At 76.5% G+C, this 12,200-nt stretch carries 11 protein-coding genes; 7 read left to right on the top strand and 4 right to left on the bottom strand.

Annotated features, from left to right (window positions below):
* The first annotated feature begins 36 nt into the window (after positions 1-36).
* Positions 37-1,011 carry an EamA family transporter RarD gene (rarD, locus tag ACWPWW_RS13375; protein ID WP_454050858.1) on the top strand — a complete coding sequence of 325 codons (975 nt, stop codon included), beginning with the start codon at positions 37-39 and terminating at the stop codon, positions 1,009-1,011.
* 9 nt (positions 1,012-1,020) lie between these two features.
* On the opposite strand, the gene ACWPWW_RS13370 is transcribed toward rarD, so the two are convergent.
* Genes ACWPWW_RS13370 through eccD form a run of 3 tightly spaced genes read right to left on the bottom strand, consistent with a single transcriptional unit; the run spans position 1,021 to position 5,015 of the window.
* Positions 1,021-2,271 (bottom strand): S8 family serine peptidase, encoded by a 1,251-nt coding sequence (locus ACWPWW_RS13370; protein ID WP_454050857.1) that lies wholly within the window; start codon positions 2,269-2,271, stop codon positions 1,021-1,023.
* Complete coding sequence (gene eccB, locus ACWPWW_RS13365) at positions 2,268-3,662, bottom strand: type VII secretion protein EccB (protein ID WP_454050856.1); 1,395 nt, start codon at positions 3,660-3,662, stop codon at positions 2,268-2,270. Before eccB ends, ACWPWW_RS13370 begins: the two co-directional genes overlap by 4 nt.
* A 3-nt stretch (positions 3,663-3,665) precedes the next feature.
* The gene (gene eccD / locus ACWPWW_RS13360; protein ID WP_454050855.1) at positions 3,666-5,015 is read right to left on the bottom strand and encodes a type VII secretion integral membrane protein EccD; all 1,350 of its coding nucleotides are present in this window, start codon (positions 5,013-5,015) and stop codon (positions 3,666-3,668) included.
* Positions 5,016-5,397: 382 nt separating this feature from the next.
* On the opposite strand from eccD, the gene ACWPWW_RS13355 reads away from it, so the two are divergent.
* The 6 genes from ACWPWW_RS13355 (at position 5,398) to ACWPWW_RS13330 (ending at position 10,802) form a co-directional block, all read left to right on the top strand.
* Complete coding sequence (locus ACWPWW_RS13355) at positions 5,398-5,709, top strand: WXG100 family type VII secretion target (RefSeq protein WP_454050854.1); 312 nt, start codon at positions 5,398-5,400, stop codon at positions 5,707-5,709.
* A gap of 18 nt (positions 5,710-5,727) precedes the next feature.
* A complete protein-coding gene (locus ACWPWW_RS13350; protein ID WP_454050853.1) occupies positions 5,728-6,012 on the top strand; it encodes a WXG100 family type VII secretion target in 285 nt (94 codons plus the stop codon).
* A 143-nt stretch (positions 6,013-6,155) separates the two neighbouring features.
* Complete coding sequence (locus ACWPWW_RS13345; protein WP_454050852.1) at positions 6,156-6,530, top strand: hypothetical protein; 375 nt, start codon at positions 6,156-6,158, stop codon at positions 6,528-6,530.
* Between the two features lie 5 nt (positions 6,531-6,535).
* A complete protein-coding gene (locus tag ACWPWW_RS13340; RefSeq protein WP_454051818.1) occupies positions 6,536-7,819 on the top strand; it encodes a S8 family serine peptidase in 1,284 nt (427 codons plus the stop codon).
* Positions 7,812-9,281, top strand: coding sequence for a hypothetical protein (locus ACWPWW_RS13335; protein WP_454050851.1), 1,470 nt, complete (start codon positions 7,812-7,814; stop codon positions 9,279-9,281). The genes ACWPWW_RS13340 and ACWPWW_RS13335 overlap by 8 nt, the downstream gene beginning before the upstream one ends.
* A 270-nt stretch (positions 9,282-9,551) precedes the next feature.
* On the top strand, positions 9,552-10,802 hold the full coding sequence (locus ACWPWW_RS13330) for a S8 family serine peptidase (RefSeq protein ID WP_454050850.1): 1,251 nt from the start codon (positions 9,552-9,554) through the stop codon (positions 10,800-10,802).
* Positions 10,803-10,851: 49 nt separating this feature from the next.
* Here the strand turns inward: ACWPWW_RS13330 and ACWPWW_RS13325 are convergent, their stop codons facing one another.
* Positions 10,852-12,150, bottom strand: a complete 1,299-nt coding sequence (locus ACWPWW_RS13325) for an RDD family protein (protein ID WP_454050849.1) — start codon at positions 12,148-12,150, stop codon at positions 10,852-10,854.
* Positions 12,151-12,200: the final 50 nt, after the last annotated feature.

The raw sequence follows: 12,200 nt of genomic DNA, 5'->3' as shown, positions 1-12,200 counted from the left end.
CGTCCCGGGCCGCGCGGCGGGTCTACCGTCAGCGGCGTGAGCACCCCGTCCCCGTCGAGCCCGTCCGCGGGCCCCGACCTCGTCGTCGTCCCCACCCCGGCTGCACCGTCGGCCCTGGACCCCCGCGGCCTGGCCGCCGGTACCGGCGCGTACCTGCTGTGGGGCGTCCTGCCCCTGTACTTCGAGCTGCTGAAGCCGTCGGGAGCGGTCGAGGTCGTCGCCCACCGGGTGCTCTGGTCGCTGATCTTCTGCGCGGTCGTCCTCAGCGCCACCCGCACGTGGCGCGCGCTCGGCACGGTGCTCCGCGCCCGGCGGACGATGGGCCTGGTCGCGACGGCGGCGGTGCTGCTGGCCGTGAACTGGCTGACCTTCGTGTTCGCCGCGCTGAGCGGCCACGTGGTCGACGCCGCGCTCGGCTACTTCATCAACCCCCTGGTCACCGTGCTGCTCGCGGTGCTCGTGCTCCGGGAGCGGCTGCGCCGGACGCAGTGGGTCGCGCTCGGGTTCGGCGTGGCGGCGGTCGTCGTCATCACGGTGGGCCTGGGCCGGCTGCCGTGGGTGGCGCTGACGCTCGCCGGCTCCTTCGGGATCTACGGGCTGCTGAAGAACCGGATCGGTCGCAGCGTCGCCGCTGCCCCCGGCCTCGCCGCCGAGACGCTCGTCCTCGCCCCGGTGTCGGCGGTCTACCTGATCTGGCTGCAGTCCACCGGCGACGCCACGTTCGGCGTCAGCGGCGGCTGGCACGCGCTCGCGCTCGCGGGGACGGGCGTGGCGACGGCCCTGCCGCTGCTGCTGTTCGGGGAGGCGGCGCGCCGGCTCCCGCTGAGCGTCGTCGGCAGCCTGCAGTACCTGGCGCCGGTGCTGCAGCTCGTGATCGGCGTGCTCGTGCTGCAGGAGACGATGCCGCCGGCGCGGTGGTGGGGCTTCGCGCTGGTCTGGGTGGCGCTGGTGCTGCTGACCGTCGACGGCGTGCGGACCCAGCGGGCGCGCCGGCTGCGCCCCGTGGCCTGACGGGGCGGCTCAGGCCGGCCGGCGCCGTCCGGCGACGCGCGCGCCCAGCGCCGCGAGCAGCAGCATGCCGACGCCGCCGATCCCCCACCAGACGGCGTCCGACCGGGCCGCCGCCAGCGGGTCCTCGCGCGGCGAGACGTCGACGGTGCGGGCCTGCGCGACCTCCCCGGCGGCCGCGGCGTGCACCGGGCTCGGCGGCCCGAGCGCCGTCCCGTCGTCGACGAACGCCAGCGCCTCGTCCGGGCGCACGACGCCCCAGCCGACCAGGTCGTCGCGCGCGGCGGGCTGCGCCCGGGCGGCGGTGACCTCGAGCCGGTGCGCCCACTGCGCCGGCGTCTCCTCGGGGTACCGCTCCGCGAGCAGCGCGGCCGCGGCGCTCACGTAGGCGGTCGCGAAGCTGGTGGAGGCCCCCTCGCCCGACAGCATGCAGTCGCCGGCCGCGTGGTACGCCGTGAGGACGTTCGTGCCCGGCGCGGCCACGTCGACGTGCGGGCCGTGGATCGCGTCGGCGGACGCGCGGTCGTCGACGTCGACCGCCGTGACCGCGAGCACGCCGTCGTAGGCGGCCGGGTAGCGGGGGCCGTCGGTCTCGTCGCTGCTGGTGGAGCGGTTCCCCGCGCTCGCGACGACCAGGGAGCCCGCGGCCGTCGCGCGGCGCACGGCATCCGCCAGGGCGGGCGTGTCGTTCGGGGTGCTCATCGACACGTTGACGACCCGGGCTCCCCCGGCGACCGCGGCGTCGATGCCGGCCGCGATCCGCGTCGCGTCGGGCGCGACGCCCTGCGCGCGGCCCTGGTCGTCGTCGGAGTAGTACACGCGGACCGGCAGGATCGTGGCGTCCGGCGCGAGGCCGACCAGCCCGGACGTCGGCACCGGCCGGGCGGCGATCTGGCCGGCGACCGCGGTGCCGTGCCCCGCCGTGTCCGTGCGGCCGGTCGGCTCGCCCGCGACCCCGACCACGTCGACGCCCGGCACGACGGCGCCCGACAGGTGCGCGTTGCCGGTGTCCACCCCGGAGTCGACGACCGCGACCGTGACGCCGCGGCCGGTGGCGGACGCCCACGCGCGCTGCGCGGCCAGGCGGGGCAGCGCCGGCGGCGTCTGGTCGATGTACTGGACCTTCTCCTGCGTGCACGCGCCACCCGCGGTCGCGGCGGGGACCGCCGGCAGGGCCCAGGCCCCCGGCACGCTGCCCGGGACGGCGACGGCCGCGAGGACGCCCGCCAGCAGCAGCCGGCGGACCGGGCGCGGCACCGTCACGGGGCCCCGTCCGGCTGGGCGGGACCGGTCGCGCCGGGGCTCGCCGCCGCGGTGCCGCCCGACACCTCGGTGGCCGCGGCCTCGACCGTCAGCGTGGGGCCGGTCGGCAGCAGCTCCGCCCAGGCCGGCGGCACCCGGGTCACGTCGCCGGGCGCGTAGCCGAGACGGGCCAGCACCTCGTCGCTCGCGTCCGGGACCGGGTACGCGCGGCCGGAGCCGTCGACCAGCCGGACGGACGCGGCGGCTCCGTCGGCGGTCTGCGCCCGCACGAGCGCGCCGGAGCCCGGGGCGACCCGCACGCCGGACTCGGCCGGCGGGCCCTCGCGCAGCACCAGGTCGACGCGCTCGGTGTCGCCCGTGGTCAGCGTCAGGCACGCGGAGACGCCCGCGCCGGGCAGCGCCGGGACCGTCTCGGGGAGGTCGGCCGGTGCGACGGGGGTGCCCGAGGTGCGGACGGCGGCGATCTCGGCGGGGGTGACGGTCAGCGGCTGCGCCGCCAGGTCGCCCGCGCCGAGCAGGTAGAGCGGGTAGGCGAGGTCGCTCAGCGGGGCGAGCTCGCCCTGCGCGTCCACCACGTACCGGCGCGCGCCGTCGCCGACGCCGGAGACCTCGACGACCGTGCCGACGCGCGTGTCGACCGGCAGGCCGCCCTGGGGCAGCGCCGACGACCCCGCGCCCGCCACGGTCAGCGGCGCCAGGTCGGAGCCCACGGGGACCAGGTTCAGCCAGTCCGCGCCCGCGGTGACGGGCGTGGTGGTGTCCAGGCCGAGCGCGCGCAGCACGGCGGCCTCGTCGCCGGCCGGGATCCGGTGCCGGACGCCGTCCGCGACGAGGTGCAGCGTCCCGGCGACCTCGACCAGCGCGCCGGCGCCCGGGTCGACCGCCGGGGCGTCCGCGTCGGGGTCGACGGTGAGCGACGTCCCGCCGTCGGGCGCCACGCAGGCGAGCCAGCCCGTCGCCGTGAGGCGGCTCGCCAGCGGCAGCTCGTCGGGGGCGCCCGGGATGCCGAGCGTCGCGCCGCGCGGGGCGTCGGTGATGTCGTCCTCGCTGACGTCGACCACGTGGAACGCCCCGGAGTCGAGCACCAGGCGGGCGCTGGTCACGTTGAGCACCGGGTGCAGCGTGCCCTGGATGCCGACGTACCGGCTGCCGTCGCCCTCGACGATCACCAGCGACTGGTCGTCCCAGCCGTCGGGGAGCGTCGGGCTGAGCAGACCCAGGCCCAGGCTGCCGAGCACCAGCAGGACGCTCAGCGAGACGCCCGCCACGACGCCGCGCAGCGGCTTGGTGGGCTCGAGCTCCCGCCCGCCCGGAGCGCCGCTGGTGAAGGCGGTGAGCAGGCGCCGGCGGCTGTAGGACTGCGCCTCGACGAGGTCACGCTTGGACGCCACGGGTCAGACCAGGCCCGCCGCGGTCACGCCGAGCGGCAGCAGCAGCGCCAGGCACGCGATCTCCAGGAAGTCGCCCAGCCGGGCCAGCGCGACCCGGCGGCGCGGGGCGACCAGGCCGAGGCCGACCACCACGGCCGCGGCCGCGCCGGCGAGCACCACCAGCGCGGGGCGCCAGCCCGGGTGCTGCGCGGCGGCGACGACGGCGACCACGACCAGGACCAGCACCGAGATGCCGACCGTGAGCAGCACGTCGAGCCGGGAGTAGGTCTGCCGGGTGGCCAGCAGCAGGCCGGCCGAGGCGAGCACCAGCAGCAGCGTGCCGGCGACGCCGGTGGCGACCACGGCGGGCGCGGACAGCAGCGCCAGGGCGCCGATCGCCACCCGCAGCGACACCTGGACCCGGTGGCCCGCCGCGAGCTGCGCCCGCACGCGCGCGCTCTGCACGGCCGGCGGGTCCGCGAGGATCTCCGCGTCGTTGCGCGGCGACACCACGCGCAGCGGCGTGCTGGACAGCGCCAGCCACGGCACGCCGATGCTGGCCGTCGTCACGACCGCGACCACGACGGCGAGCACCTCGCCCGGCAGCGCGTCGGTCAGCGCGATCGTCGTGCCGGCGACCGCGACCGCGAGCCCGCCGGCCAGCGGTGCCGCGCTGAGCTCCCGCCGGTCGACCAGCGCCGGCATGCCGAGCAGCCCGGCGACCAGCACCCCGGTCCCCGCCAGCGCCGCGGGCCAGCCCCAGGACGGCGGCGCGGTCGTGGCCGTCAGCCCCGCGACGCCCGCCAGCACGGGCGCGACCAGCACGAGCACTCGTCCCGCCGCCGGCTCCGTGCCGACCCGCGCGACCACCGCACCCGCCACCAGCGCGAGCGCCGACGCCAGGGCCGCCACCACGGGCGGGACCAGCGAGGTCTGGTCCGAGCCGAGCAGCAGCGCCGCGCCCGCCAGCAGCAGCGCGCCCGCCGCCCACGCCGCGCTCAGCGCCGAGTCCCGCGGCGTCCACGGCGCGTACTGGCTCTCCACCGCGTCGGCCACGGCCTCCACGACGTCGTCGTAGATCCGCTCCTGCTCCTTGCGCGCCCCCGACTCCAGCGTCAGCACCGCGCCGTCCTCGACGCCCTCGGCCAGCAGGCTGCGGGCGGAGTCGATCGCCGTGCCGTCCGCACGCACCAGGCGGTAGCCGCCGTGCGCGGTGCTCGCGTCGAGCAGGCCGAGCGCGCGCGCCAGGCCCGGGACGACCTCGGCCATCGGCACCGCGCCCGGGACACCCAGGTCCAGGCGGCGCTCCCCCGCGGTCACCGACACCCGCACGAGCGTCCCGACGGACGGCGTGGTGGTGGGTGCGTCTGTCATGGGGGTCCCCTGTGTTCCCTGGGCAGGTCGGCGGTCAGCATAGCGACGGCCCGGGGGTGCGGCCGGGGCACGGTCACGCCGGCGCGGCCGTCCGGGTGGTCGCCCAGGGTGAGATCGGCGGCGCCCCGTCCCCCGCCGGACGTCCTCCCGGGCTGGGCATATCGGGTGATAGTTGACGAATCATCCAGTTCTTCCTGGGCTGAACGGGTGAACCGTGACACCAGTCAGCGTGGTCGTCCACAGGGCGGGGCACCTCACCTGACGTGTGCAGGAGCTGTGAGTTAGCCTCCTAGCGGTTCCGGGCTCACGTGAGGTCGGGCACAGGCGGCGCCGACGGGGCGCAGGCCAAGCAGGCCCACGGGGCCGTGTAGGGGGAGGTGACATGGCAGCAGAGGTTTCCGCAGCAGACGGCGCTCTCAAGCAGGGCGCCGACGCGGTGGCTCAGAGTCGTGGGGAGCTGCAGCGCGAGCTGAGCGCTCTCGAGGGCAAGCTGTCCGGGATCGGGTCGCACTGGCAGGGCCAGGGCGCCGTGGCGTTCAACGCCCTCATGGCCCGCTGGCGCGAGGACGCGAACAAGATCGTGTCCGCGCTCAACGAGTTCGAGTCCAACCTGCTCACCTCGCAGTCGACGTACACCGCGTCGGACGAGGCCCAGCAGTCCTCCTTCAGCCGCCTCCAGGGCCGGCTGGGCTGATCGGGAGAGGATCAGACGATGAGCGACCTCAAGGTCAACTTCGGGGGTCTGTCGACCGCCGCCGCCGACATCCAGTCCAGCGCGAGCAACATCGAGTCGCGCCTCAACGACCTGGACCGCTCGCTGCAGCCGCTGCGCGCCAACTGGTCCGGTGAGGCCTCCACGGCCTACACCGCCGCCAAGGCCAAGTGGGAGGCCGCGCTCACCGACATGAAGGCGCTGCTCGCCGACGTCGGCCGTGCGGTGTCCACCTCGGGCGAGGAGTACCAGTCCACCGAGCGGAACAACGCCGCCCGCTGGTGAACCACCCCGGCGCCGCGCGACGCGCGTGACGCCACCCAGCACGACCCGCGCGGTCGCGCCCGCCGTCCCCGGACGGCAGCGGCGCGACCGCGCGGCATCGGCGCCGCAGGGGCGGCGCCGCGAGACACACGCGGAGGACGGACGTGGCAGGGGACGTCGAGCTCGACACCGAGGTGCTGAGCAACCGGTTGAGCCGGCTCGTGGAGCTGTACGACCAGACCACGACGATCAAGAACCGCATCGTGTCGCTCCGGGCCCAGCAGACGAGCGACGTGTGGCCCGACGTGCCCAGCGTCCAGGACTTCGCGCAGCGGTACCGCGACAGCCTGACGTCGGTCCAGGGTCAGATCGACGCGATCCGCGAGGCCATCGACGCGTGCCGCCAGGCGCTCGCCGACAGCGCGCTCTCGCTGCAGCAGCAGGACGCGGCGATCGAGGAGCAGCTGCAGCTGCTCGCGAACCGCCTGGACCGGCCGGCCGTGGCTGCGGCTCCCGGCGCCGTCCGCAGCGCCTCGTGAACCGGATGGTCGGGCACGTCGTCGCCGCGACGGCGCTGGCGGTGGCGACGGCGCCTCTGCTGGCCACAGCCGCTACCGCCCAGCCCGCGGGCGACATCGACGAGGGCCTCTGGTACTACAGCCAGACCGGGCTCGAGCAGATCCACGATATGACCACGGGCCAGGGCGTCACGATCGCGCTCCTCGACAGCCAGATCAACCCGGACGTCCCCGACCTCGCAGGGACCGGTCTGGTGGTTCGGGAGCCCGCGTACTGCGCCGACAGCGCCGGTGGACCGGCCGTTCCTGCCACCTCGACGACCGACCAGGCCGAGCACGCGACCAACATGGCCGCGCTCGTCGTCGGCACGGGCTCCGGTGCCGGTGGCCAGGCGGGCGTGCGCGGCGTCGCGCCGGGCGTCTCGCTGCGGGTCTACACCGTCACCGACACGTCGAGCGACGCGTGCGCGAACCCGGGCGACGGCGCCACCGAGGACGACGCGGTCCTCGACGCGATCGCCGACGGCGCCGACATCATCACCGTCCCCGGAAACCGCAACATCCACCCCTCGTCCGTGCTCGCCGCGCTCCGAGCCGGGGTCATCGTCGTGGCCGCGGGCGGCAACGACGGCGAGCCGGTCTACGGCTACCCGGCGCTCAACAACGGTGTCGTCGCGACAGGGACCGTCGACTCGAGCATCGCCCTCGATGCGGGCAGCGCCCACGGGCCGTTGCTCTCCGTGGTCGCCCCGGGGTCCGACATCCGCGGGATCATGCCAGGCTGGCAGACCTACGGGATCGCCTCCGGCTCGTCCGCGTCGTCGACGTACACGGCCGCGGCACTGGCCCTCGCGTGGTCGGCGCACCCCGAGGCCTCCGCGAACCAGATCCTCCAGGCTCTGGTCAGGACCACGGACGGGTCGGAGCACGAACCCAGCCGCGACGACGAGTGGGGCTACGGCGTCGTCAACATCCGGCAGCTCGTCGCCGTCGACCCCACGACCTACCCGGACGAGAACCCGTTCCTGTTCGACGCCACGGATCGGGCGCCGACGGTCGCCGAGGTACTGGGGACGCCCGCCGATGCGGACGCACCGCCGCCGGAAGCCGAGGAGGCAGAAGTGCCGCCGGTCCCCGAGCCGGACGAGCAGGCCGACGGCGGTCTGCCCGTCGGAGCGGTCGCCGGCATCGGGGCGGGAGTGCTTCTGCTGGCAGTCGTGGTCGGCGTCGTCGTCGCCCGGAACCGCCGCCGCCGAGACGATTCGCAGGACGTGCAGACGCCCACGTACGCAAGGGGGAACCATGGGTGACAAGGCAGACGAGCTCGGCCGGACTCTCGACGCCGACCTGGGCGCGATCGACAACGCCGGGGCGAGCCTGACGACCTACCGTCAGACGGTCGACGCCTCGGCAGACTCCCTGCGCGGCATCGCGGGCGACCTGGGTATCCGCGGGAGCGGGGCCGAGGCCGCGGAGGCGCGTTTCTCGGCCCTGGCGACCGAGGTCTCCGCGGCAGCCGCGCGACTCGACGCCATCCAGAACGCCGGCGCACAGGCGCGGAGCGCGATCGCCGATGCTCGCGAGGCGTTCCGTGACCTGCCCGACGGCGGGCTCTCGCTCTCCGAGCGCGCGGGCCTCGCGGCGATGACGTCCGTCGTGCTGCCCGGTGTCGGGACCGTGGCCGGGGTCGCGGCCGGCGAGATCATCTCGCGCCAGCGCGAGGAGAAGCGCGAGTCGGCTGCAGCCCGCGCGCTGACCGCCCTCGACGGGTCGCTCAGCGCGATCTCGTTCGACGGAGAGCGGCGAAGCGGCGACCGGCAGGAGCTGCCGACCGCCGGAACCACCGACCCGGGGTCGGGCCCGTCGGGAGGAAGCGGCGGTCCAGGAGTCAGCGGTGGGTGGTCCCCGTCGGCTCAGCCCGGCGCGGGCTCCTCCACTCCGTCCAGCAGCGGCACGAGCACGGTGAGTGCCACGTGGACGCCCCAGGACGGGCTCGGCAGCATCGGCTCCGGCACCCCCGGCTCCGGCGGTGGCGGCTGGTCCGTCTCCGACCCCTGGTCCGGCGCGGGCAACGGATCGGGGTCCGGCGGGAGCACCGGTGGCTCCGGCAGCTCCGGCGGCGCGGGCGGCGGCTCGGGCATCGGTGGCGGGTACGTGCCCGGCACCGGCGACGGCACCTCGTCCGACGGCTTCGTCGGCGGCACCGTGCCCGGCGGCTCGGGCTCTGGTGCGGGTGCCGGCTTCCACCTCGGCGGCTCGGGGGGCAGCGGTGCCTCGGGCGCGGGCGCCCTGGGCGGCCTGGGAGCGGGCGGTCTCGCGGGTGGCCTGACGGTCGGCGGTGCGGCGCTCGGCGGCGCGGGCCTCAACCGCCTGGCGGGGGGCGGCGGCGGCGTCGCGTCGATCGGCGGGATCGGCGGTGCCGGAGGCGCGGGGGCGGGCGTGCCGCTCGGCACCCTCGGCTCGGGCGCCTCCGGGTCGGGCCTGTCCGGGTCGTCCTCCGCGCTCGTGCAGGGCTCGCAGTCCGGTGCGGCAGGAGCCGGCGCCTCGGGCGCCCGCGCGGGCGGCATGATGGGCGGCCCGATGGGTGGCGGCGGTGGCGCCGGGTCCTCGGACAAGTCCAAGCGCCGCGGGAGCGCCGGGCTGCTCGCCCCGGACATCGCGGTCGAGGACGGCGAGGAGGCGCCGCACCTCGGCGCGGCCGCTCGTGCCGGTGGGCGCGACACGCTCCGGAACACCCCCGCGGTGGCGGTCGAGTCCGACGACGAGTGGTGACGCGGAGGCCGCCGTCTGATCGCAGATCCGGGCGGCCGACCGTTCGCGCCGCTGGGTCGGGTGGCGTGCGAGCGCGCCCAGCGGCCGCGCCCCTCGGGCCGACCCTTCGTGTATGGCAGGGACAGAATCGGGAAGCGCGTGATCGCTGTGCGGCTGACGGGATCGACACGGCGACGGGGCACGTCGGTGCCCACGGGCTGCGGCACCACCGGCGCGAGCACGCAGCGACGCCGGTCGCTGCGTGTGCTCGCGCGGGGCTGCACGACCACGATGGCATCACTCCTGCTGGCGGGCACGGCCGCGGTCGTCGCCGGTCCCGCTGCCGCCCAGCCCGCCGGGGACATCGACGAGGGCCTCTGGTACCACAGCCAGACCGGGCTCGAGCAGCTCCATGAGCAGGCCAGGGGCGCGGGCATCACGATCGCCTTGATCGACAGCCAGATCAACCCGGCCGCCCCCGACCTGGTCGGCGTGGACCTCCAGGTGCACGAGCCGTCCTACTGCGTCGATGCGCCGGGCGGTCCTGTCGTGCCCGCGGCCGCCACCACGCCCAATGCCGAGCACACGACCAACATGGCGTCGCTGCTCGTGGGTACGGGTGCCGGCGCGGCGGGGCAGACGGGTGTGCGTGGCATCGCCCCCGGGGCGGCGCTCCACGTCTACACGGTCACCGGGTCGACCTCCGGCACGTGCGAGGCGACGGCCGACGGCGTCCGCGTCGACGACGCGCTGCTCGATGCGCTCGACGACGGAGCCGACATCGTCGTGGTCCCGGGCTCACGCGCGATCCGGGAGGACGCCGTCGCCCGAGCGCTGCGCGCCGGGACGATCCTCGTCGCCGCCGGCGGGAACGACGGCATCGTGACCGGGTACCCGGCGCTCTCCAACGGCGTCGTCGCGACCGGCACCGTCGACGAGACCATCACGCTCGGCGAGGGCAGTCCGCGCGGTGACGAGCTCGGCGTGGTCGCGCCGGGCGCCCACATCCGCGCCGTCCGAGGAACCTGGGACGGCTACGGCATGTCCACGGGCTCCTCGAACTCCGCTGCGTTCACGGCCGGGGCTCTCGCGCTCGCCTGGTCGCTCCACCCCGAGGCGACGGGCAACCAGGTCGTGCAGGCGCTGATCCACACGACCGACGGCCGCACGAGCACGCAGCCCGCGCACGACGACGAGTGGGGCTACGGCACGGTCAACGTGCGGCAGCTGCTCTCGGTCGACCCCAGCGCGTACCCGGACGAGAACCCGTTCCTCTACGACGCCGCGGACCGGTTGCCGACCGTGGCGGACGTCCTCGGGTCCGCGAGCAGCACAGCACCCGCGCCGGACGTCGAGCAGGAGGAGGAGGCGGCGGCGGAGGCGGCGCCGGTCGCAGAGGACGCGGTCCCCGACGCCGGCGCGCCCGTCGGTCTGGTCGTCGGCATCGCAGCCGCGGTCCTGGTGCTGACTGCCGTCGTCGTCGCGGCATCGGCAGCACGACGACGCCGCTCGGAGTCGTCGCCGCGCACCACGGTCCCCTGACGAGGACGCGGCGCTCGCCTCCGGCTCGGTAGCACCGCCGACGGTGGGGTCAGCCCCGCGCCGCCCCCGGCGCGTCGATCCGCACCCCGCGGTCCCCCACCTGGATGGTCGACCCCGACGGCACCAGCACCCGCTGGTCCGCCGGCACGGGGATCACGCGTCCGCCGGGCAGCCGCAGCGTGGTGCCGTTCCCCGAGCCGGCGTCCGACACCCAGAACGTGCCGCCGTCCATCCCGAACCGCGCGTGCGTGCGGGAGACCGAGCGCTCCGGGTCGTCCACGACGATGACGTGGTCGCACCGCTCGCCCGGCGCAGGGCGGGGCATCCGGCCGATCAGGCCGGGGCCGGTGACGGTCATGACCTCGCCGGTGTCGAGCGTGACGAGGAACGGGGCGGGCTGCTCCTGGTGCGTGGTCCGGCTCGGCGGGGCGGGCTCGGGCTGCGCGACGGCGGGGACGACCGGGCGGATCCCGGTCGAGGCCGGCGCGTCCGTGGCGGGCTGCAAGGGCTGCGACGGCACTGCCTGCACCGCCGCGGGCGCGGCCTGCTCGGCGGCGCGCGCGGCACGACGGCCCGTGGGCAGCGCGACCTGCGGCGGGACCGCCTGCTGCGGCGGCACGGCCGCGTGCGGCACGACGCCCTGCGGCGCCGCGGACGGCACGGCCCGCACCGCCTGCACGGCCCGGTCGGCGGCGTCCAGCTCCTCCTCGACCGCCCGCTCGTGCGCGCGCACGTCGACGACCACGGCCCGGCCGACGCGGTCGTGCCACGCCTGCGCCTTGCCGGACTTGTCGAACGCGGTCGACGCCACGACGAGCCACTGCCCGAGCCCGGCGGCGGCGTGCCCGGCGGCGAGCACGAGCCCGCGGAGGAACCCCCGGGCGGGACCGACGGAGTACGGCGTCTCCTCGCGCGCGGTCCGCAGGCCGAGCAGCGAGTTGCCGAGCGTGCGGCCGGTGTGCGCCTCCCAGACCAGCAGGCCGATGCCGAGCTCGAGCACGGTCAGCGCGGCGAGCAGCAGCGACCCGGTCCACGCGTACAGCCCGCCGGCGACGACGCCGACGGCCACGGCGTCGATCGCGTAGGCGGCGACCCGGCGGCCGGTGCCGGCCGGGGTGGCGTCGCCGAACGCGGGGTGCAGCACGGACGGGCGCGGCTCGCGGGCGCGGGCGTCAGCACGGGCCCGGCCCTGGGCGCCCTCGACGACGTGCACGGTGACGTCGCCCTGCACGGGCGTGCCGCAGGCGGTGCAGAACCGCGCATCGGGCCGCAGGGGCCGGTGGCAGCTCGCGCACCCGTGGACGGCGACGCTGCCCAGCGGCACCGCGGCGCTCATCGTCTGCTCCACGTCGGGCCCCCTGTCATGCGCGTCATCCTGCCACCGCGGTCCTGCCGGGC

Source organism: Cellulomonas sp. Marseille-Q8402 (assembly GCF_965119525.1).
This window is presented reverse-complemented; position numbering and strand designations above follow the sequence as displayed.